This window comes from Consotaella salsifontis (assembly GCF_900167365.1).
GTDB lineage: Bacteria > Pseudomonadota > Alphaproteobacteria > Rhizobiales > Rhizobiaceae > Consotaella > Consotaella salsifontis.
This window is the reverse complement of the sequence record NZ_FUXL01000003.1, coordinates 99,435-119,380: the sequence shown is the minus strand read 5'-3', so window position 1 is coordinate 119,380 and position 19,946 is coordinate 99,435. Positions and strand designations below refer to the sequence as shown.

At 64.7% G+C, this 19,946-nt stretch carries 19 protein-coding genes; 4 read left to right on the top strand and 15 right to left on the bottom strand.

The features are described 5' to 3' along the window. The first annotated feature begins 2 nt into the window (after nt 1-2). Nucleotides 3-3,194, top strand: a complete 3,192-nt coding sequence (locus tag B5D38_RS04790) for an efflux RND transporter permease subunit (RefSeq protein ID WP_078707239.1) — start codon at nt 3-5, stop codon at nt 3,192-3,194. Between the two features lie 14 nt (nt 3,195-3,208). Here the strand turns inward: B5D38_RS04790 and B5D38_RS04785 are convergent, their stop codons facing one another. From B5D38_RS04785 to B5D38_RS04760, 6 genes are all read right to left on the bottom strand, one after another. After that, complete coding sequence (locus tag B5D38_RS04785) at nt 3,209-3,628, bottom strand: VOC family protein (RefSeq protein ID WP_078707238.1); 420 nt, start codon at nt 3,626-3,628, stop codon at nt 3,209-3,211. 45 nt (nt 3,629-3,673) lie between these two features. Further along, complete coding sequence (gene aptA / locus B5D38_RS04780) at nt 3,674-5,002, bottom strand: omega-aminotransferase AptA (protein ID WP_078707237.1); 1,329 nt, start codon at nt 5,000-5,002, stop codon at nt 3,674-3,676. A 220-nt stretch (nt 5,003-5,222) separates the two neighbouring features. After that, the gene (locus tag B5D38_RS04775) at nt 5,223-5,681 is read right to left on the bottom strand and encodes a DUF411 domain-containing protein (RefSeq protein ID WP_078707532.1); all 459 of its coding nucleotides are present in this window, start codon (nt 5,679-5,681) and stop codon (nt 5,223-5,225) included. 98 nt (nt 5,682-5,779) lie between these two features. Next, a complete protein-coding gene (locus B5D38_RS04770; RefSeq protein ID WP_131829865.1) occupies nt 5,780-6,040 on the bottom strand; it encodes a hypothetical protein in 261 nt (86 codons plus the stop codon). 315 nt (nt 6,041-6,355) lie between these two features. Then, nucleotides 6,356-6,598, bottom strand: coding sequence for a hypothetical protein (locus B5D38_RS04765; protein WP_078707235.1), 243 nt, complete (start codon nt 6,596-6,598; stop codon nt 6,356-6,358). A gap of 49 nt (nt 6,599-6,647) precedes the next feature. Then, a complete protein-coding gene (locus B5D38_RS04760) occupies nt 6,648-6,899 on the bottom strand; it encodes a hypothetical protein (protein ID WP_078707234.1) in 252 nt (83 codons plus the stop codon). 206 nt (nt 6,900-7,105) lie between these two features. On the opposite strand from B5D38_RS04760, the gene B5D38_RS04755 reads away from it, so the two are divergent. Beyond that, on the top strand, nt 7,106-8,350 hold the full coding sequence (locus tag B5D38_RS04755; protein ID WP_116002584.1) for a D-alanyl-D-alanine carboxypeptidase family protein: 1,245 nt from the start codon (nt 7,106-7,108) through the stop codon (nt 8,348-8,350). Nucleotides 8,351-8,362: 12 nt separating this feature from the next. Here the strand turns inward: B5D38_RS04755 and B5D38_RS04750 are convergent, their stop codons facing one another. Genes B5D38_RS04750 through B5D38_RS04715 form a run of 8 tightly spaced genes read right to left on the bottom strand, consistent with a single transcriptional unit; the run spans nt 8,363 to nt 14,773 of the window. After that, the gene (locus B5D38_RS04750; protein ID WP_078707233.1) at nt 8,363-8,788 is read right to left on the bottom strand and encodes a DUF423 domain-containing protein; all 426 of its coding nucleotides are present in this window, start codon (nt 8,786-8,788) and stop codon (nt 8,363-8,365) included. After that, nucleotides 8,785-9,198, bottom strand: a complete 414-nt coding sequence (mnhG, locus tag B5D38_RS04745) for a monovalent cation/H(+) antiporter subunit G (RefSeq protein ID WP_078707232.1) — start codon at nt 9,196-9,198, stop codon at nt 8,785-8,787. The genes B5D38_RS04750 and mnhG overlap by 4 nt, the downstream gene beginning before the upstream one ends. Beyond that, nucleotides 9,195-9,548, bottom strand: coding sequence for a cation:proton antiporter (locus B5D38_RS04740; RefSeq protein ID WP_078707231.1), 354 nt, complete (start codon nt 9,546-9,548; stop codon nt 9,195-9,197). The genes mnhG and B5D38_RS04740 overlap by 4 nt, the downstream gene beginning before the upstream one ends. Then, nucleotides 9,545-10,018 (bottom strand): Na+/H+ antiporter subunit E, encoded by a 474-nt coding sequence (locus B5D38_RS04735; RefSeq protein ID WP_078707230.1) that lies wholly within the window; start codon nt 10,016-10,018, stop codon nt 9,545-9,547. The genes B5D38_RS04740 and B5D38_RS04735 overlap by 4 nt, the downstream gene beginning before the upstream one ends. Then, a complete protein-coding gene (locus B5D38_RS04730; protein WP_078707229.1) occupies nt 10,015-11,619 on the bottom strand; it encodes a Na+/H+ antiporter subunit D in 1,605 nt (534 codons plus the stop codon). Before B5D38_RS04730 ends, B5D38_RS04735 begins: the two co-directional genes overlap by 4 nt. 3 nt (nt 11,620-11,622) lie before the next feature. Beyond that, complete coding sequence (locus tag B5D38_RS04725) at nt 11,623-12,000, bottom strand: Na+/H+ antiporter subunit C (protein WP_078707228.1); 378 nt, start codon at nt 11,998-12,000, stop codon at nt 11,623-11,625. Further along, on the bottom strand, nt 12,000-12,419 hold the full coding sequence (locus tag B5D38_RS04720) for a Na+/H+ antiporter subunit B (protein ID WP_078707227.1): 420 nt from the start codon (nt 12,417-12,419) through the stop codon (nt 12,000-12,002). Before B5D38_RS04720 ends, B5D38_RS04725 begins: the two co-directional genes overlap by 1 nt. Continuing rightward, the gene (locus B5D38_RS04715; protein ID WP_078707530.1) at nt 12,416-14,773 is read right to left on the bottom strand and encodes a putative monovalent cation/H+ antiporter subunit A; all 2,358 of its coding nucleotides are present in this window, start codon (nt 14,771-14,773) and stop codon (nt 12,416-12,418) included. Before B5D38_RS04715 ends, B5D38_RS04720 begins: the two co-directional genes overlap by 4 nt. 383 nt (nt 14,774-15,156) lie before the next feature. Between B5D38_RS04715 and B5D38_RS04710 the strand changes: the two genes are divergently transcribed. Both B5D38_RS04710 and B5D38_RS04705 read left to right on the top strand, forming a co-directional pair. Further along, a complete protein-coding gene (locus tag B5D38_RS04710; protein WP_078707529.1) occupies nt 15,157-17,253 on the top strand; it encodes a S9 family peptidase in 2,097 nt (698 codons plus the stop codon). Nucleotides 17,254-17,473: 220 nt separating this feature from the next. Continuing rightward, the gene (locus tag B5D38_RS04705; protein WP_245318837.1) at nt 17,474-18,955 is read left to right on the top strand and encodes an MFS transporter; all 1,482 of its coding nucleotides are present in this window, start codon (nt 17,474-17,476) and stop codon (nt 18,953-18,955) included. Between the two features lie 27 nt (nt 18,956-18,982). Here the strand turns inward: B5D38_RS04705 and B5D38_RS04700 are convergent, their stop codons facing one another. Beyond that, nucleotides 18,983-19,900 (bottom strand): c-type cytochrome, encoded by a 918-nt coding sequence (locus tag B5D38_RS04700; protein ID WP_078707527.1) that lies wholly within the window; start codon nt 19,898-19,900, stop codon nt 18,983-18,985. Between the last annotated feature and the right edge of the window lie 46 nt (nt 19,901-19,946).

Below are 19,946 nucleotides of genomic sequence, written 5' to 3'. Positions count from 1 at the left end.
CGATGCACTCCATCATCGACGCCGCCTTCAGCCGATCGCGAGCGGTTCTTCTCGTTCTGGCCTTGATCCTCATCACGGGCATCATCGGCTACCGGTCCATCCCGAAGGAATCCTCCCCCGACGTCCCGATCCCGATCATGTACGTCTCGGTGTCCCTGGAAGGCATTTCGCCGGAGGACGCCGAAAGGCTGCTGATCCGCCCGCTCGAAACCGAACTCGGCTCGCTGTCGGGCCTCGACGAGATGGAGGCCCACGCCTCCGAGGGCTTCGCCTCGGTGCAGCTGACCTTCGATGCAGGGTTCAACTCCGCCAAGGCCCTGCAGGACGTCAAGGACGCGGTGGACAAGGCCAAGCCCGACCTACCGGCCGAAGCCGACGAACCGGTCGTCACCGAGATCAACATCTCGCTCTTCCCGATTCTGACGGTCATCCTCTCCGGCCCGGTACCGGAGCGCACCCTGGTCTCGCTCGCAAAAAAACTCCAGGACGACATCGAGGCGCTGTCCGGCGTGCTCGAGGTGGACGTCGGCGGCGACCGCGACGAGCTGATGGAAGTGCTCATCGACCCGACGGTCCTGGAAACCTACAATCTTTCCTTCGGCGATCTCGTCAATCAGATCAGCCGCAACAACCGGCTCATCGCCGCCGGTGCGATGGATACGGGCGCGGGTCGCATCGTCCTCAAGGTGCCCGGCCTCATCGAGGACGTGCCGGATGTGCTCGACCTGCCGATCAAGGTCGACGGCTCCACCGTGCTGACCTTCAAGGACGTCGCCATCGCCCGGCGCACCTTCAAGGATCCGGAGGGATTCGCCCGCCTCGACGGCCAGCCTTCCATCGCGCTCGAGGTGAAGAAGCGCACCGGCGCCAACATCATCGACACAGTCTCGGCGGTCAGGGACGTCGTCACCGCCACACAAAAGAACTGGCCGGAATCGGTACGGGTTCAGTACACGCAGGACGAGTCGAAGCAGGTGGTGACCCTGCTCGGCGACCTCGAGAACAACGTCCTGTCGGCGATCATCCTGGTGATGATCGTCATCGTCGCCGCGCTTGGCCTCAGATCCTCCATCCTCGTTGGCCTGTCGATCCCCGGCTCCTTCCTGGCGGGCATCACCGTGCTTTGGATGAGCGGCTACACGATGAACATCATCGTGCTCTTCTCGCTGATCCTCGTCGCGGGCATGCTGGTCGACGGCGCGATCGTCTCGTGCGAGCTGGCCGACCGCAAGCTGCTGGAGGGCGCAAGCCCGCCCGAGGCCTATGCCTCGGCCGCCCGGCGCATGGCATGGCCGATCATCTCGTCCACCGCCACCACCCTCGCCGTCTTCCTGCCGCTCCTCTTCTGGCAGGGCGTCGTCGGCGAATTCATGAAGTATCTGCCGATCACGGTTCTGATCACCCTGACCGCCTCGCTCTTCATGGCCCTGGTCTTCATTCCCGTGCTCGGCGGCCTCATCGGCAAGGCCCAACCGCTGCCGGAGGACGTCCGGCGCCAGATCCATGCTGCCGAGGAAGGCGACCTTCGGGAGGTTCACGGCTGGACAGGGCTTTATCTGAAGGTGCTTCACGCCGCCGTGCGGGCGCCGATCGCTACCTTGATGATCGCGGTCTGCCTGCTGGTCGGCGCCTTCTATGGGTATGCCGAGTTCGGGCGCGGCGTTCAGTTCTTCCCGTCCATCGAGCCGGACTTCGCGCAAGTTCAGATCAGGGCGCGCGACAACCTCTCCATCTATGAGAAGGATGACCTCGTGCGCCGCGTGGAGGATCGTCTTCTTGATCTGACGGAGGTCAAGAGCGTCTATGCCCGCACTCTCGGCCCCGGCCAGTCGCGGCAATCCGGCGAGGACGTCATCGGCATCATTCAGCTGGAGCTGGAGGATTGGGACCAGCGGCGGCGTGCTTCCGTCATCTTCGACGACATCCGCAAACGCGTAGCCGACATCCCCGGCGTTACCATCCAGGTGGAGCAGCAGGAGAATGGGCCCGGCTCGGCCAAGCCCATCGACCTGCGCATCAAGGGCCCCGATCTCGCAGCCATCGGCAAGGCAGTCGGCCAAGTGCGCACCATGATGGACGAGATCGGAGGCTTCGTCGACGTCACCGATACGCGCCCTCTGCCCGGCGTCGAATGGCAGGTGAAGGTGGACCGCGAGGAGGCCGCGCGCTACGGCGCCGACGTCACGTTGCTCGGCCAGGCCGTGCAGCTGCTCACGGCCGGCATCAAGATATCCGACTACCGACCGGAGGATGCCGACGACGAAGTCGATATCCGAGTGCGCTTCCCGACTGACGACAGGACGCTGGAGCGCCTGGGGCAACTGCGCATTCCGACCAACAATGGCCTGATGCCGATCCGCAACTTCGTCAGCTTTACGCCCTCACCGAAGGTCGACTCCATCGTTCGGCTGGATCAGCGGCGCGTCATGAGCATTCAGGCGAATGTCGACCAGGGAACACTGGCCGACGACGAGGTGAAGCTTCTGCGCGCCCGGATGGAAAAGGCCGAGCTGCCGCCCGGCGTCACCTATCAGTTCAAGGGCGAGGCGGAGGATCAGGCCGAGGCGGCAAGCTTCCTGATGGGCGCCTTCGGCGCGGCCATTTTCCTGATCTTCATCATTCTGGTGACGCAGTTCAACTCGATCTACCAAGCCATCCTGGTGATGACGGCGATCATCTTTTCCACGGCGGGGGTGTTCTACGGTCTGCTCATCACTGGCCGCCCGTTCGGCGTGGTCATGGGCGGCATCGGGCTGATCGCGCTGGCCGGCATCGTGGTCAACAACAACATCGTCCTCATCGACACCTACAACGACCTGCGCCGCAGCGGCCAACCCGTGATGGAAGCACTCCTTCGCACCGGCGCGCAGCGCCTGAGGCCGGTGTTCCTGACGTCGATCACCACGGTCCTCGGCCTCGTGCCCATGGTGCTCGCGGCCAATGTCGACCTCATCTCCCGCAAGATTGAGTTCGGCGCGCCATCCACCCAGTGGTGGACCGAGCTCTCCAGCGCCATCGCGGGTGGCATGACCTTCGCCACCACCCTGACGCTGATCCTGACGCCGGCCATGCTGATGCTGGGCGAATGCTTCATCGCCTGGTGGGGACGCCTTCGCCGCCGCGGCACGCAGAGCCCGCTGGACGAACCCGACCCGCTGGCTTCGCCACGCGCCGTCCCATCCGCCGCGGAATAGGCCTCGCAGGAGGGCTATTCCGCACCTTCCTGTTCGGTGCGCGATACGGAGATCGATTGCGCCGAGCGCCGCGTCGGGCCGTGGAACACCGCCTCGATGTTGTTGCCGTCGGGATCGAGCAGAAACGCGGCGTAATAGCCGGGATGGTAAGGCCTTGGGCCGGGCGCCCCGTTGTCACGCCCGCCGGCCGCGAGCCCTGCCGCGTGGAAGGCGGCAACCTTGCCGGGGCCAGCCGCCTGAAACGCGAGGTGAACGCTCGAGACCTTGCCCTCGGCGGGAGAGACGTAGAACTCGTCGCACCAGAAGTCGTCACCCTTCGCCTCGACCTGAAGGCCCAGGGCACCGAGAACGGCCCGGTAGAAGCGGAGGCTCGCCTGAGCATCGGCGACGCGGATATGGATATGGTCGACCAGCCGGCCAAGATGCGTCGTCATCGCGAACCTTCCGATATGTTGTCAGGGGTCGGCTGAAACCGCGGTTCAGTCGATGTCGGCCAGGACATCCGAGAGAATGTCGACGATCTCGCCGATCTGGCCCTCGGTGACGATGAGCGGCGGCGAAAAGGCAATGATGTCGCCTGTGGTGCGAATGAGGAGGCCCTTCTCCAGCGCCTTGAGGAAAGCCGAGAAGGCGCGCTTGGCGGGCGCGCCGGGGATCGGCTCCAGTTCGACCGCACCGATGAGGCCGATGGTGCGGATATCGACGACCTTCGGGGCGCCCTTCAGCGAATGAAGGGCATCAGCCCACAAGGCTTCGATGGACCTGGCGCGCTCGAAGAGCCCCTCCTCGCGATAGGTTTCCAGGGTCGCGAGCCCGGCGGCGGCGGCAATGGGATTGCCCGAATAGGTGTAGCCGTGGGCAAACTCGATCAGATTCTCGGGTCCCTGCATGAAGGCGTCGTAGATCGAGCCGCGCACGAACACGGCGCCCATCGGGATGACGCCGTTGGTGAGCCCCTTCGCCGTCACCATGATGTCGGGCACGACGCCGAAGCGCTCTGCCGCGAAGGCGGCGCCGACGCGGCCGTAGCCGGTGATCACTTCGTCGAAGATCAGGAGAATGCCGTGCTGATCGCAGATGTCGCGCAGACGCTTCAGGTAGCCCTTGGGCGGTGGCAAGACGCCCGTCGACCCGGAGACCGGCTCAACGATGACTGCGGCGATGGTCGACGCGTCGTGAAGCGCGATCAGGCGGGTGAGGTCTTCGGCAAGGTCGGCGCCATGCTCCAGCTCCCCGCGCGTGAAGCTGTTGCGCGCCGGATCGTGCGTATGGCGCATGTGATCAACGCCGGAAAGGAGCGTGCCGAACATCTTCCGGTTGCCGACGATGCCGCCCACCGACATGCCGCCGAAATTGACGCCATGATAGGCGCGCTCGCGGCCGATAAGGCGCGTGTGCGTGCCCTCCCCCTTGGCGCGATGATAGGCGAGAGCGATCTTGAGCGCTGTGTCGACCGACTCCGAGCCGGAATTGGTGAAGAAGACATGGTCGAGGTCCGCCGGCGCGATCGCCGCAAGGCGTGCCGCAAGCTCAAACGCCTTCGGGTGTCCCATCTGGAAGGCAGGCGCGTAGTCGAGCTCGCCCGCCTGCTGGCGAATGGCCTCGGTGATCCTCGGCCGGCAATGGCCGGCGTTGACGCACCAAAGGCCGGCGGTCGCGTCGAGCACCTTTCGGCCGTCGGCCATGACGTAGTGCATGTCCTTGGCCGCGACGAAGAGGCGCGGCTCGCTCTTGAATTGCCGGTTCGCCGTGAACGGCATCCAGAATGCTTCGAGGTTGTTGGGGACGGTGGACCCGCTCTCGCTCATGGCGCCTGCCCTCTTCGCGGCCAATGCGGGCTGCACCCGCACTCCTGGTTCAATGACCACCCTGACGCTAGAAGCGGGCCGGAGGCTGGTCAAGCCAAGTCGCGGGGAATTCGCGCAGTCATAGAGCGCGCGAAAAAATGAGGCAGCAGGAAGTGGATCAGGGAAGAGCACCCAAAGCGACAAAGGCCGCCTCGGATGCCTTCATCCAAAGCCCCAGCCGTCAACGATAGGAGGCGTAAACCTCGCTCGTTCCGTCCTTGTGGATCAGCAGCACATCATAGGGATCGTCGCCCATGTCCATTCCGGGCGCGGCGGCCGGCATTCCCGGCGCGGCGAGGCCACGCGCGTTAGGCCGTTCCGCCAGAAGACGTTCAACCTCGCGGGCCGGAACGTGCCCCTCGATGACATAACCGTCGATGAAGGCAGTATGGCACGAGGTCTGCTCGGGCTCGAGCCCGGCTTCCTGTTTCATGGTGTCGAGCCGGTTGTAGTCGATGACCTCGCCGTTCACGGAAAAGCCCGCGCTCTTCATGTGCGCGATCCAGAGGTGGCAGCATTCGCAGCCTTCGGCCGAGAACACCTTGAGCATTTTTCCGGCGCCAAGAGCCGGGCCGGCTGCCGCGACGGCGGTAGTCAGTAGAATTGCGCCGGCGAGCGCGCGCTTGAGGGTTGATGTCATAGTCGTCATTCCAGAAATCGCGGCGGGCGCACGTCGCTGCACCTTCGCCAGCATTCCAAAGGCAAGAAGCCTCGCGGCGAGCAAGGCATTCGGCGTCCTCAGGCCGTATCATCGTCGCGCGACGAACCCGGCCAGGACTGTTCCTTTGGAGGGCGCTTCAGCCGTGCCAGATGCACGGCCTCGCCGGTTTGATCCGATGCCGCGACACGAAGCCCGGAACCTGGATCGAGCGAGAGCGGCAAGACGGGCGCGGCGGCGGGAATCGGCAGACAGTGGAAGACGCAGGCGCCATCGGGCAGGCTGCCTGGAATAGCGCGATCATCCGCCCTCTGGTGATCCTGGCACGGTGCAGCCGTCATGGAACCGGTCCTAAAACAGTCTGTCTGGCCCGCCCGGGCAGACAGCCCCGCTCCAAGAACTCCGAAGAGGACGAGCGCAAGGATCATCAACGCGGAAGAGAGCCGCTGGATCGCGTGCTTCAGCCGGTGTTTCATCCTCTTGGTCAGCTCGCCTCTCCTGAATCTGTTTCGACTTTCATATCTCCGGAGGGAGGAAAGGCCGCATTGATTTCCCTCATGCGCCCGCCGTTGGCTTCCGGAACCAAGACCTTATGCGAGAGCGGCCCCCGGAAGCGAGATCCAGAGGCCGGAAGCCATGATCAAAAAGGAAGCCGCTTAGTTCTTGGCGACGTCCACGTCGACGTTCGGCATCTTCACGGCAACGCTGCCGCCATTGCCCGTGAGAGAACCGCCCCCGACGATAAAGAAGCCGACGACCAGGACGACGACGAGAATGCCGGCGAGAAACCAGCCGCCTCCGCCCCCGCTGCGGGGCGCGGCAGGACCGGGATCGACGCCTCGGTCGTTATTGACAATGACAGTGCGCTCACCCGGCTCGCGGGGCTCGATGGTGCTCATGGCAGTGGTCCTGGAGGATGGAATTGAAGGCTGCGGGCTCGGACGCCGCTCAGTGATCGGGGAAGAAGCGCGGGCCCACCAGGCGGATACCGTTAGCGTTGCGCTGGACTTCGACGGAATTGTCGGCCGTCAGTTCGGGGCGCGGCGTCGGCACCGGCACGCCGGCGACGGAGAGATTCACGGAAGCTTGCTTCTCGGGAGAATTGACTGAAGAGGCCGGATTAACGACAACGGCAAAGGCAGGAAGGGCCAGCAAGGAGAGCAAGGCTCCGCCGGCGAGGGCCTTCTTGGGAAAAGCCATCGGGGTAGTCTCCAACAATGTTCGGTTGGACAGCTAACCCTTCGGTGGCCCGTTGGTTCCGCGCCGGCGATCAACGCGGTTAACGAGCCACAGAATTTATCGTTTTTTCTGCCGGCCCTTCATCTCCCGGACGATGACGATAAACTGCGCCCATCCGCGACCGGGGTGATTCGGCGCGTCCGCAGGATGAATGAAGAGGCCGTACGATGTCGGAAACGAGACAGTGGAACACCATGATCCGGGGTCTGGGCCTTCGCCTGTCCACATTGTTTCTCGCTGCGGTCGTCTTCGCTCTTCCGGCCCGCGCCATAGACACAGCCGCCGAAACGGCGATCCTCATCGATTTCAACACCGGTCAGGTGCTGTTCGAGAAGGACGCCAACAAGCCTGTTCCGCCGGCGAGCCTCGCCAAGCTCATGACCGTCGAGGTGATCTTCCACGAGCTCCAGACCGGCAAGATTCAGCCGAGCACCGAGTTCACGGTCTCGGAAAGGGCGTGGCGAGAGGGCGGTGCCTCTTCCGGTGGCTCCACAATGTTCCTGCCGCTTCATTCGCAGGTGAGCGTCGGTGATCTCATCAAGGGCATCATCATTCAGTCCGGCAACGACGCGACCATCGTCGCGGCGGAAGGAATTGCCGGATCGACGGAAACCTTCGCCGACATCGAGAACCAGCGTGCCAAGGAGATCGGCCTCACCGGCTCTCACTTCGCCAATCCTCATGGCCTGCCCGACCCTGAAAACTACGTCACGGCGCGCGATCTCGCCACGCTCGCCGAGCATCTGATCAAGACCTATCCGGACCAGTACCACGTCTTCAGCGAGGAAGAGTTCACCTTCAACGGCATCAAGCAGGGCAACAGAAACCCGCTGCTCGGTCTTGGGCTCGGCGCGGACGGGCTGAAGACGGGACACACCTCCGAGGCCGGCTATTGTCTGGTCGCCTCGGCCAAGCAGGGTGACAGGCGCCTCGTTCTGGCGATGACCGGCACTCATTCGATCCGCGAGCGGTCGGAAGAGGCGCGCAAGCTCCTCGGCTATGGCTTCTCCGCCTTCGAGAACCGCGTCGTCGTCGAACAGGGCGCGGAGATCGCCACGGCCAAGGTGCTGGACGGTCAAGCTGAGAGCGTGCCGGTGGTCGCTGCCGAGAAGGTCGCCCTCCTCATGCAGCGCGGCATCGCCGACGATGTCCAGAAGACCGCCAAGGTCGATCCGGTGACGGCGCCTGTCGTCAAGGGCGCGAAGATCGGCACCCTCACCATCTCCCGTGACGGTCAGACGGTGCAGGAGGTCGACCTTCTGGCCAACGGCGACGTGCCGGCGCTGACGTTCTGGCAAAAGAGCTGGTCGACGACCAAGCGCGTCGCGGCGATGCCCTTCCTCTGGGCCTGGAGCAAGATCTGGGGCGACGACAGCGAGGCCGCAGAGCCGCAGCCCGCGCCGGCGGGCTGACCCGTTCCTCCCTTACCGCCCGCGATCCATCGGCAGCAGCCCCGATTCGATCCGCCGGGGCTCGGCTGGCTCTGTGAAGAGATTGGCGATGGCGCCGAGCGAGATCGTCAGCCAACCGGCGATCATCGCAAGGCCGCCGGTCGGCGCAGCATAGGGAAACAGCCGGTCTCCGATGAAGGTGCGCATGGTGAGGTCGCCGGAAAACAGTACCGCACCGATCGCCAGCAGCATCGCCGCGAGCCATGCGCCCCGCAGCGCCCCCGGCCGGGCCAGTGCCAAGGCTGCCAGAATCGGCGCATGCGCGACGGCGATGCCGGCGGCCGAGGCGATGAAGTGGGTGTCGCCGCCCCCATGAGCGGCATAGGCCAGCCCGGCGACGCCGCCGGCCCCCAAAAGCCCCGCGACGAAGAGAATGATGGCGGCGACCGTCCGGTTCATGGTTTGACGCTTCCCTCTGATGGCCTGTCCGCCGGCGGGCCCGATGGCTCCGGCGGCAGCTTAATGCGGCGAAGCCCGGTCGGCTGCTGCGGCATCTCGTCAAGCACCGAGTCGGGCCAGAGCCGCGTGCCGGTGGCATAGGCGGCCCGCGCCAGGAGATGCGCCGAGATCGGCGCCGTCAGCAGGAAGAAGAGCACGGCGGCGAGCGCGCGCAATGCCTCACCGGTCGAGGCCGCGACGAGCGCGAGCGCGATCATCACCATGCCCGTGGCCACGGAACCAGCCTTCGAGGCGGCATGCATGCGCGTGTAGAGATCGGGCAGACGCAGAACGCCAATGGCGGCGGCAAGCGTGAACAGCGCCCCGCCGAGCGCCAGCAACGCGGCAAGGATGCGGATAACGTCGATCATGCGGAGCCCTCGTCGGCAGCCTTGTCGCCAGCTTCCAGCCGGTGAGATGCGGCCTCGTCCTTCTTCTCCTGGACCAGGATGAAGCGGGCAAAGGCGACGGTGGCGAGGAACCCGACGAGGCCGAGGCCAATCGCGACATCGACGTAGATCGTGAAGCCGGTATCGATGGCGATGACGCCGATGAAGCAGACGGTCGTCGAGGTGATGAGATCGAGGCCGAGCACACGGTCGGCGAGGGTCGGCCCCTTCCAGATCCGCCAGATGACCAGCAGGAACGCCAGTGCGAGCGCGGCCATGGCAACGTGAAGGGCGAAGGGAACAACCAGGTCGGCGAGATCGCGCAGCGTCATTCGAAAACCTCCCGAACGCGCCGCTCGAACCCGTCGCGAATCTCGCGCCGGCTCGCCTCGGCGTCGGAGCAGTCCAGTGCATGGACGTAGAGCGTCGACCGGTCCTCGGAGACGTCGACGGAGAGTGTGCCCGGCGTCAGCGTGATCATGTTGGCGAGGAGAGTGATTTCGAAATCGCTTTTGACGCTCAAGGGAAAGGCGAAGATGCCGGGCTCGATCGCCAGCTTCGGACGCAGCACCACCATCGCCACACGCCAGGCCGAAAGCATGAGTTGGCCGAGAAAGTACACCGCCAACACCGCGATGCGGCGACCGCGCTCCACATATCCGACACCGCCATGGCCGCTGCGAATGAGGGAGATCGCCAGGGCGCCGAGGGCAAAGCCAAAGACGAGGTTCAGAAGCGTGAATGACCCTGTGACAGCGACCCACAGGATCGCCAGGAGAAGGTTGATGACGAACGTCGTCATGCGCCACCTCCGAAGACCGATTGGATATAGGCGGTGGGGTTGACGACCCCGTCGGCGGCGGCCGTCGTCAGGCGCGACAGCCATTCGGGCCAGACCCCGGCCGCGAGAACGAAGGCCGCGAGAGCGACCAGCGGCAGAAGGGGGGCCGGATGCTCAGGTACGCTGGCATTGAAATCGCCGCTCTTCTCGGTGTCCGTTCCTCCGGCCTGGGGCAGCGGCCGCCAGAACGCGAACGCGAAGACCCGGGCGCTGGCGATCGTCAGGATCAGCCCCGAGACGAGGATGGCGGCCGCCAGCCACGGCAATTCAGCGGCGAACGCCGCGCGTACAAGCATCACCTTCGGCCAGAAGCCGGAAAACGGCGGCAGGCCCGAGACCGCGAGCAGGAAGACGAGACAGAGGGCCGAAAGCAATGGAGATTCACGCCACAAGCCGCCCACCGTCTCGAGCGTCGAAGCTCCGGTCCGGCGGGCGATGACGCCGGCCGCAAGATAGAGCGCCGTCATTACAACGATGGAATGAAGCGCATAGAAGATCGCGCCGGAAAGGCCGGAGGCCAGCGCGCCGGGCGCTGCGCCGACAGCCTGCGGAATGGCAAGGCCGGCGAAGACCGTGCCGATGCCGGCGATAACGACATAGTTCAGCAGCCGCCGAATATCCGTCTGTGCCAACGCGCCGAGCGCGCCCGTCATCATGGTGAGGCCGGCGATCCAGGCCACGATGCCGGCCATGCCGGCGTGCTGCGCGGGAAAGAGCATCACCAGGACACGGATCAGCGCATAGACGCCCACCTTGGTCAAAAGCCCGGCGAAGAGAGCCGAAACGACGAAGCGCGGCGTATGGTAGGAGGCGGGTAGCCAGGCGTTCAAGGGGAAGGCCGCGGCCTTCATCGCGAAAGCAACCAGGAAGAGCATGGCAATGGTGGCGACCGCGCCATTCTCCGTACGATCGGCTGCTTGCCTGGCGATATCGGCCATGTTGAGCGTGCCGAAGACGCCATAGAGATAGGCGACGGCGATGAGGAAAAGCGTCGTGCCGACGAGGTTGAGAAAGGCATATTTCGTCGTGCCGTCCAGCTGTGCGTGCCGCGAGCCGAGCACCAGAAGTCCGAACGATCCGATGAGCAGCACCTCGAACCAGACATAGAGGTTGAAGATGTCGCCCGTGACGAAAGCGCCGGAAACCCCACCCATCATGAGGAAGAGGAACGGAAAGAAGCCATAGCGCTTCTCCTGCCGATCCACCGAGACGACGGCGAAGATCGCCGCCGCGAGCGCCACGAAGCCGGCGGTGGCAAGAAAAAGCGCCCCCATGAGATCAAGGGTGAAGGCGATGCCGAACGGCGCGCGCCAGGATCCCATCATCATGGTGAAGGGACCGCCCGTCGCCACCTTGAAGAGCAGGGCCACATCGGCGGCGAAGACGAGCGCAAAGCCCGGCACGGAAATCCAGCCGTGCCACTCGACGCGCTTGCGCACCATGAGGAGGACCGAGCCAAAGAGGAACGACAGAACGAGCGGCATGACGATGAGCATGTCGGCGGCCGGAACGGGCGTCGAAAGCATCGCATCCACGGCGGCGGAGGGAGCGGGCGTGGCCATGGATCAGTACCCCAGGGGCGGCAGCCCCCGCTCCTCCGGCTCTGCGAGGCGCATCTTGTCGGTGTCGTCGGTGCCGATGTCCTGATAGGCGCGATAGGCCAGCACCAGGAGAAAGGCGAAGAAGGAGAAGGAGATGACGATCGCCGTCAATATCAGCGCCTGGGGCAAGGGATTTGCGACAGCATCTGGCGGAACCGTAGCCCCCTCCGGGATGACCGGCGGCGCGACGCTCGCCACGCGCCCCGTGGTGAAGATCAGGAGGTTCACCGCGTTGCCGAGAAAGACCATGCCCAGAAGCATGCGGATGATGTGCTTGGAAAGCAGCAGATAGACGGCTGCGCCGAAGAACAGCGCCACGAGGGCGGAAAGCGCGACTTCCATCAGTCGTGATCCCTTTCCTCAAGAGCGAGGGCAATGGAGGTGATCGCTCCCGTGACGACGAGATAGACCCCGATATCGAAGAAGAGCGGCGTCGAGAGCGCCAGTTCCTCGCCGAAGATCTTCGGAAAGGCCCACTGCGCCGTCAGGAACCGATCTCCCAGCGGCAGCGAAAGAACGCCGGAGAGCACCGCGAGCACCAGCCCCGAGGCGGCGATCGCCATCGGATGAAAGGTGAGCGCGCGGCGCACCGAGGCGACGCCCGCCGCGATCCCGTAGATGGCGAAAGCCGAAGCCGCGATAAGGCCGCCGATGAAGCCGCCGCCAGGCTCGTTATGCCCGCGCAGAAGCACGAACACCGAGAAGACCAGCATGAGCACCGAAAGATACGGCGCGGTGAAGCGGAAGATGATGGACTTCACGGCGTCGTCTCCGTGGGATCGGGCATGGCTGGGGCTCGGCGTCCGACACGAATGCGGATGAGCGCGAGGATGGCGAGGCCCGTCACCATCACCACGCCAATCTCACCCATGGTGTCGATGCCGCGGAAGTCGACGATGATGACGTTGACGATGTTGTGGCCGTGCGCGATGGCGTAGCTGTGGCGGATGAAGAAGTCCGAAAGCGCCGCGTTGAACGGCATCTGCGTTACCGCGAGCAGGAGAAGCCCGAAGCCGGCTCCGGCGGCCACCGCGATGGTCGCGTCCGGCACCACCTGTATCCACGGTCGATGATCATCGACCGCGACCCTGAGCCGCGTCATGACCAGGGCAAGGATGACGACGGACAGCGTTTCGACCATGAACTGAGTAAATGAAAGATCCGGCGCGCCCATGAACATGAAGAGCAGCGCGACCCCGAAGCCCTGGACGCCGAGGGAAACGATCGCCGTCAACCGATTCCTGGTGATCAGAACCAGGATCACGCCCGCCGCCGCCATGAAGAGGACTGTCCACTCGTAGAATTCGAGCGCCGGGACGCCGGGAACCGTCGGCAGACCACCGAAGGCGATCATCGGCAGGAGAAGCGCCGCCGCCACGATCACGAACACGGTCGTCATGTAGAAGTCGAGCCGGCCTGATTGCAGCCAACGCGTCACCGAGAAGGCAAGGCGCACCAGCCCGCCCATCGCCTGATCGAAGCCGCGATCCGGCCCCCAGCCAACGCCTGTCACGGCCTTCTGAAGGACCGCGCGAACCGGTCCGGCGGCGAGATAAAGAGCAATGCCGAGGCCAACCGTGAGGAGCGACAGCATCAGCGGCACGCCCCAGTGGAAGGCGATAACTGCATGGATGTCGACGGCTTCGCCCATGACGGCGCTCGCCATTGGGCTCGAAACGACATGATGGGTAAAGGAGGCACCGAGCGCCGCGACAAGTCCGACAAGCCCCAGCGTCATCGGACCGATCCACAGCAGCACCGGGCCCTCATGCGGATGATGGATCGTCTCGGGCTGCTTTCCGAGGAAGGGCTTCAGCGCCACCAGGAAAGCGGCGGAGAACATTAAGGCATTGCCGGCGACGGCGACGCCGGTCAGGATCAACGCCCGCGTGTCGAGACCGGCAAGGCCGGAATAGGTTTCCTCCTTGGCGAGGAAGCCGAAGAACGGCGGCAAACCGCCCATGGAAAGGGCGCCGAGAAGCGCGGCGGCGAACGTGATGGGCATGGCTCGCCGCAGGCCGCCGAGGGCGGTGAGATCGCGCGTGCCGGCGCCATGATCAACGGAGCCGGCGACCATGAAGAGCCCACCCTTGAAGAGCGCGTGGGCTAGCAGGTAGAGCACGGCGCCCTCGACCGCCGTTTCGGAACCGGCGCCGATCAGCATGATCATCAGGCCGAGAGAGGCGACGGTCGTGTAGGCGAGGATAAGCTTCATATCCGTCTGCGCCAGGGCAAGCAGCGCGCCGGTGATCAGCGTCGCGCCACCGAAGAGCGGCAGGATCGTCTCCCATGCGGCCGTGTCGCCCAGCGCGGGATTGAGCCGCATCAGAAGGTAGACGCCAGCCTTCACCATGGTCGCCGAATGGAGATAGGCCGAAACCGGCGTCGGCGCCTCCATGGCGTTGGGAAGCCAGACGTGGAACGGCACCTGCGCCGACTTGGTGAAGGCGGCCACAAGGATCAACGCCAGGACGGGCACGTAGTAGGCGCTCTGGCGCAGCGCCTCGCCCGAGCCGAGAATCTCGCTCATTGACGAAAGACCGGTCGCCCATCGAATGAGAATGAGCCCAGCCATGAGGGCAAGCCCGCCGCCCCCTGTGATGACCAGGGCCTGGATGGCGCCGCGCCGCGCCCTTTCCCGCTCATGATCGAAGCCGATCAGCAGGAAAGAGGTGATGGAGGTCAGTTCCCAATAAACCAGCAGCGTCATCAGGTCGTCGGCAAGGACGAGCCCCACCATCGCCGCCATGAACATCAGGATGAAGGAGAAGAACCGCCCCTGGCCGGGATGGCCCTTGAGATACCCCCCCGCGTAGAGCACCACAGCGGCGCCGATGCCCGTGACGAGAAGGGCGAAAGCGAAGGAAAGACCGTCCAGGCGGAACGAGAAGCGGATGCCGAGCGAGGGAATCCAATCGAAGCCGAAGAGAAGAGGCTGCCCCGCCGACACGCCCCCGCCATTCGCGGCGACAATCGCGAAGGCAGCAGCGGGAGCCAGAGCCAGCGGCCAGGCGGCGCGATGGCCAAGAGCGGAAGTCAGAAGAGGCGCCAGCGCGGCCGCGAGAAGAGGAAATAGAAGGACAAGGAAAAGCGGCCCAGTATCGGTGGCGGTCATCGTGCTGGCCGTCTCCTTTCGAAGCCGGCGCGCTCGGCCGGCCAAGACCACATGCATTTTTGCCCCAAAAGGGCCGTGGACGATGTGCAAAGTCCTGTGTCGTAGGGGGCTAGTTAGGCATCGACCCATGCCCCTACAAGTGTTTGCAACAGAGGTTTTGCCTCGGCCGCCCGGCCGTGACGCCACACCATTAAGAACGAGGACTATATTCCTTAATCCACAAGCGCGGGCGACGTTAAGCCTGTCGCCCGCCTTTACCCGACGTTAAAGACCATAGAAACTTCGCCTGCCAAATTGCCGAACCATCCGTAATGGTGATCACCCCTTCCGGCCAGGCGGATACGACCGCAGCCGGCCCGTCGTCGCATTCAGCAGAGAGCGCCATGTCCAGTTCCTCCGCCGCGCTGCCCAAGCCTCCCCTCCCCGAGCGCCGTCCGATCATTGACAGGCGCCACGGAAGAGAGCGTTCGGACGAATATGCGTGGCTAAGGGCGCACAATTGGCAGGACGTTTTCAAGGATACGACGATCCTGGATGCGGACATACGCGCTCACCTTCTGGCAGAGAATGCCTACCAGGCCGAGGTGATGGCTGGAACCGAGAATCTTCGCGAGGCTCTCGTGGCCGAGATGCGCGGCCGGATCAAGGAGGATGATTCGTCTGTTCCCGCCCCGGACGGACCTTGGTCCTATGGCGTTTCCTACGTCGAAAGAGCCGAATATCCGCGCTTTTTTCGCCGCAGGCGCGAAGGGGGAGAGGATTATATTCTCCTCGATGGAGAGAAGGAAGCGAAAGCGCGCACCTATTTCCAGCTCGGCGGAATCAGCCATTCGCCAGACCACCGCTGGCTCGCCTGGTCGCACGACGACAAGGGATCGGAGTATTTCGCCGTCTCGATCCGCGATCTCGAAACCGGGACCGACCTCGGCGAAAGGATCGAGGATACCTCGGGCGGCGTCGCGTGGTCGGCGCGCTCGCGCGGCTTCTTCTATACAAGGCTTGATGCCCGCCACCGGCCAAGCCGCGTCTACTACCATGCGGTCGGCACCGACCCCGCCGACGATCCGCTGATCTACGAGGAGCCTGATGCCGGCTTCTTCATGGGCGTGGGAGAGACTCAATCCGGCGAATACGTCGTGATCGACATCCACGATCACGAAACCTCGGAGGTTTGGCTTATCCCGGCCTCCAACCCGGCGGCCGAGCCCCGGCTTCTGGCCGCGCGGGAAACCGGGATCGAGTACGACGTCGATGAGTCGGACGGCACTCTCTACATCCTGACCAACGCCGACGGCGCCGAGGACTTCAAGATCGTCACCGCCACGACGGATGCAGCCGGGCGAGGCAGCTGGCGCGACTATGTGCCGCATGAGCAGGGGCGTCTCATCCTCAGCCACTTCACGCTAAAGCGGCACCTCGTCTGGCTGGAGCGGCGCGATGGCCTGCCGCGCATCGTCGTCAAGCGCCTCGCCGATGGCGCCGAGCACGCCATCGCTTTCGAAGAAGAGGCCTATTCGCTGGGCCTCGCCGGCACCTACGAGTTCGACACCACCACCATCCGCTTCACCTATTCCTCGCTGACGACGCCGAACCAGACCTTCGACTACGACGTCGAGACGCGCGAGCGCACGCTCCTGAAAACCCAGGAGGTGCCGTCCGGGCATGACTCGGCGGACTACGTGACGCGGCGCATCTTCGCGCCCGCCAAGGATGGCGAGATGGTGCCGGTCTCGTTGCTCTACCGCAAGGACACCGCCCTCGACGGTTCGGCGCCCGTGCTGCTCTATGGCTACGGCTCCTACGGCATTACCATTCCCGCGTCCTTCAACACCAATTGCCTGTCGCTGGTGGATCGCGGCTTCATCTACGCCATCGCCCATATTCGCGGCGGCAAGGACAAGGGCTTCGCCTGGTATGATGCCGGGCGACGGCGCAACAAGGCCAACACCTTCACAGACTTCATCGCCGTCGCCGACCACCTCGTCGCGGAGGGCTATACGTCCTATGAGCGCATCGTCGCCGAAGGCGGCTCGGCCGGCGGCATGCTGATGGGGGCGGTCGCCAATATGTCTCCCGAAAAGTTCGGGGCCATCATCGCCGTCGTGCCCTTCGTCGACGTGCTCAACACCATGCTGGACGACACGTTGCCCCTCACCCCGCCCGAATGGCCCGAATGGGGCAACCCGATCCTCTCGGGCGAGGACTACGAGATCATCGCGTCCTACAGCCCTTACGACAACGTCAAGCGCCAGCCCTATCCGCCGATGCTGGTGCTGGCCGGCCTCACCGATCCGCGCGTTACCTATTGGGAACCGGCGAAATGGGTGGCGCGTCTGAGGGAACTGAAGACGGACGACAATCCCATTCTCCTGCGCATCAACATGGACGCCGGCCACGGCGGCGCCTCGGGCCGCTTCAACCGGCTGGAGGAGATCGCCTACATCTATGCCTTCGCGCTCAAGGTGATGGGCCGGCAATAGCCGACCCTCGAGCCGCAGCGAAGTCTCACACCCCGCGGCCGGACAGCCATGATGAGGCTGCCCGGCTGCGCTTTTTCTGCCAGCGCCCTTGCAAAATCGCCGCCCCCGCCGCACCAGGGGAAGCCATCCAGCCCTGCGAACCGGCGGGTGAAGCCCGGTTTGGATCGCATCGCTCGCGGTCCCGCCCTGACCGCCCGGCTGGAGAAGTCTGGAGTTCGACGTGCAAGATACGCCGCCACCGATCGATCAAACCGAGCCCGATCCGCGGCGCTGGATCACGCTGACCGTCCTGCTCATCGCCGGTTTCATGAACCTCACCGACGTCACCATCGTGAACGTCGCCATTCCGAGCCTGAAGCGGGAACTCGGCGCCTCGAGCGCCGAAATCGAATGGGTGGTGGCGATCTACATCATGGCGTTCGCGCTGGGTCTCCTGCCGTTCGGCCGGCTTGGCGACGTCATCGGGCGCAAGCGCATGTTCCTCTCCGGCGTCTTCGGCTTTACGCTGTTTTCCGCGCTGTGCGGGCTTGCGCCCAACATCGAGATCCTGGTCGTCTCGCGCGCATTCCAGGGGCTGTCCGCGTCGATGATGATGCCTCAGGTGATGGCCCTTGCGCAGGTGATCTTCCCGCCGCACGAGCGCAACTTCGCCTTCTCCTTTTTCGGCGTCGCCAATTCCACGGCCTCGGTGGCCGGCCCTCTGGTCGGCGGCAGCCTGATCGGCATGAATATTTTCGATCTTTCCTGGCGGCCCATCTTTCTGATCAATGTTCCCGTTGGCATCTTCGCCATCCTCGCCGGCGCCATTCTTCTCAAGCCCGCTCCGCGTGGCCAGCGCCGCGCCCCGGTGGATATTGTGGGCATTCTCCTCGGCGCGGCGACGATCTTCGCCATCGTCTTTCCGCTGGTGGAAGGGCGGGAAGTGGGATGGCCGCTCTGGAGCTTCGCCTCCATGGCCGTCTCGCCCCTCCTCGCCGCCCTCTTCCTCGCATGGGAGCATAGGCGCGCGGCAAGAGGCGAGACGCAGCTCGTTCCGGTCGATCTCCTGGGCAACCGCCAGTTCAGGGTCGCCCTCGCCATGGTGTGCGTCCTGTTCGCTGGGCCCTCCAGCTTCATGTTCCTGATCGCCATCTTCCTGCAGATGGGTTTCGGCTTCACGCCGTTCCACTCGGGCCTGACGACGATACCGTTTCCGGCGGGGGTGCTGGTTGCATCGCTGATCGCCGGCCAGTTCGGACAGCGCTACGTCAAGACGCGGCTCATCATCGGGCCGCTGATCATCGCGTCGGCGATGGCCGCGCTCTTCGTCATTGTCTCCGGACTCGGCAGCGAGCTCTCGTCGCTGACCCTCGCCCTTCCCCTTTTCGTGGGCGGCTTCGGCATGGGATCGACGACGGCGCCGTTCTTTCCCACGGCCATGTCGGTCGCGCAGGGTCGAGACGCCGGCTCGGCCGCCGGAACGATCCAGACGTTTCAGCAGATGGGTCTCGCCTTTGGCATCGCGCTCAACGGACAGATCTTCTTCGGCACGCTCGGCTCCGGCACGAGCCCGGCCGCCTATTCCGCCGCGATGGAAGCCTCCCTCGCCTATGTCGCCGTGGCAATGCTCTTTCTTGCCTTGCTCGCGAGTCGTCTCCAACTTGCGCCGCCAGCGCAGGCCGCGGGACCGGCAGAAGGCGCAGCCCATTCGTTGGGCGAGTAAGGCGACGAGCGGGGCGCGCGAAACCCGTCAGTCGACGGCCGGCACAGCCTTGAGATAGGCGGCGATGGCTTGCCGGTCCTCATCCGGCAGCTTAGCCATGTTTTCCTGCACCGCGACCATCGCGCCGCCCACCGTATCGAAATCGGGCGTGAAACCGGTAGCGAGATATTCCGCGATCTCGTCGGCCGACCATGAGCCGAGGCCATCCGCGGCGGGCGTGATGTTGGGCACCTTGCCCTCGCCTTCGGGATTGGGCGCCCCACCGAGCCAGCGTGCGTGATCAAGCCCGCCCGCGCCCGCGAAGCGACGCGGCGTGTGGCATTCGCCGCAATGGGCCGGACCCTCGACGAGATACTGCCCAGCGCGCGCTGCGTCGGAAGCGCTTGCGGGCAGTGTCACAACAGGATTGGACGAGAGGAAGGCAAGCTTCCATAGCCCGATGCCCCGACGAATGTTGAAGGGAAAGGAAAGCTCGTGATCGGGCGCTCGCCCCTTGACCTGGGGAAGCGTCTTCATGAAGGCCCAAAGGTCTGCGACGTCCTCGTGTTTCATGCGCACATAGGACGTGTAGGGAAAGGCGGGGTAGAGATGGCGGCCCTCCGGGTCCACGCCACGCTGAAGCGCGTTGGCGAAATCCGCGAAGGTCCAGCGGCCGATGCCGTCGTCCGGGTCCGGCGAGATGTTGGGGGCGTAGAAGGTGCCGAAATCGGTCTTGAGCGGCAGACCGCCGGCCAGCTCCAACTGCGCCTCGCCTTTGGCGTCGGGACGCGCGTGACAGGATTCGCAGCCCGCCAGCCAAAAGACGCGCTCTCCCCGCTTCGCATCGCCGGAGTCCTGTTCGGCGAGCGCCGCACTCTCCATCCGCGTTGGCTCTGTCAGCCAGAAGAACAAGCCTGCGCCAAGGGCAAGGAGGACGATGAGGATGAGGAGGAGACGCTTTGCCATGAGGAAGCCGTGCCCTTCCTGAACTGCACGATCGAAGAACCGCAAG

What these genes read in the sequence shown, in the direction of transcription:
- B5D38_RS04730 (WP_078707229.1), bottom strand. Translation starts at nt 11,619, where the DNA reads ATGGCCACGCCCGCTCCCTCCGCCGCCGTGGATGCGATGCTTTCGACG.
- B5D38_RS04770 (WP_131829865.1), bottom strand. Translation starts at nt 6,040, where the DNA reads ATGACGGCTGCACCGTGCCAGGATCACCAGAGGGCGGATGATCGCGCT.
- B5D38_RS04755 (WP_116002584.1), top strand. Translation starts at nt 7,106, where the DNA reads ATGTCGGAAACGAGACAGTGGAACACCATGATCCGGGGTCTGGGCCTT.
- B5D38_RS04710 (WP_078707529.1), top strand. Translation starts at nt 15,157, where the DNA reads ATGTCCAGTTCCTCCGCCGCGCTGCCCAAGCCTCCCCTCCCCGAGCGC.
- mnhG (WP_078707232.1), bottom strand. Translation starts at nt 9,198, where the DNA reads ATGATCGACGTTATCCGCATCCTTGCCGCGTTGCTGGCGCTCGGCGGG.
- B5D38_RS04760 (WP_078707234.1), bottom strand. Translation starts at nt 6,899, where the DNA reads ATGGCTTTTCCCAAGAAGGCCCTCGCCGGCGGAGCCTTGCTCTCCTTG.
- aptA (WP_078707237.1), bottom strand. Translation starts at nt 5,002, where the DNA reads ATGAGCGAGAGCGGGTCCACCGTCCCCAACAACCTCGAAGCATTCTGG.
- B5D38_RS04715 (WP_078707530.1), bottom strand. Translation starts at nt 14,773, where the DNA reads ATGACCGCCACCGATACTGGGCCGCTTTTCCTTGTCCTTCTATTTCCT.
- B5D38_RS04735 (WP_078707230.1), bottom strand. Translation starts at nt 10,018, where the DNA reads ATGACGACGTTCGTCATCAACCTTCTCCTGGCGATCCTGTGGGTCGCT.
- B5D38_RS04765 (WP_078707235.1), bottom strand. Translation starts at nt 6,598, where the DNA reads ATGAGCACCATCGAGCCCCGCGAGCCGGGTGAGCGCACTGTCATTGTC.
- B5D38_RS04790 (WP_078707239.1), top strand. Translation starts at nt 3, where the DNA reads ATGCACTCCATCATCGACGCCGCCTTCAGCCGATCGCGAGCGGTTCTT.
- B5D38_RS04775 (WP_078707532.1), bottom strand. Translation starts at nt 5,681, where the DNA reads ATGACATCAACCCTCAAGCGCGCGCTCGCCGGCGCAATTCTACTGACT.
- B5D38_RS04700 (WP_078707527.1), bottom strand. Translation starts at nt 19,900, where the DNA reads ATGGCAAAGCGTCTCCTCCTCATCCTCATCGTCCTCCTTGCCCTTGGC.
- B5D38_RS04785 (WP_078707238.1), bottom strand. Translation starts at nt 3,628, where the DNA reads ATGACGACGCATCTTGGCCGGCTGGTCGACCATATCCATATCCGCGTC.
- B5D38_RS04750 (WP_078707233.1), bottom strand. Translation starts at nt 8,788, where the DNA reads ATGAACCGGACGGTCGCCGCCATCATTCTCTTCGTCGCGGGGCTTTTG.
- B5D38_RS04740 (WP_078707231.1), bottom strand. Translation starts at nt 9,548, where the DNA reads ATGACGCTGCGCGATCTCGCCGACCTGGTTGTTCCCTTCGCCCTTCAC.
- B5D38_RS04725 (WP_078707228.1), bottom strand. Translation starts at nt 12,000, where the DNA reads ATGGAAGTCGCGCTTTCCGCCCTCGTGGCGCTGTTCTTCGGCGCAGCC.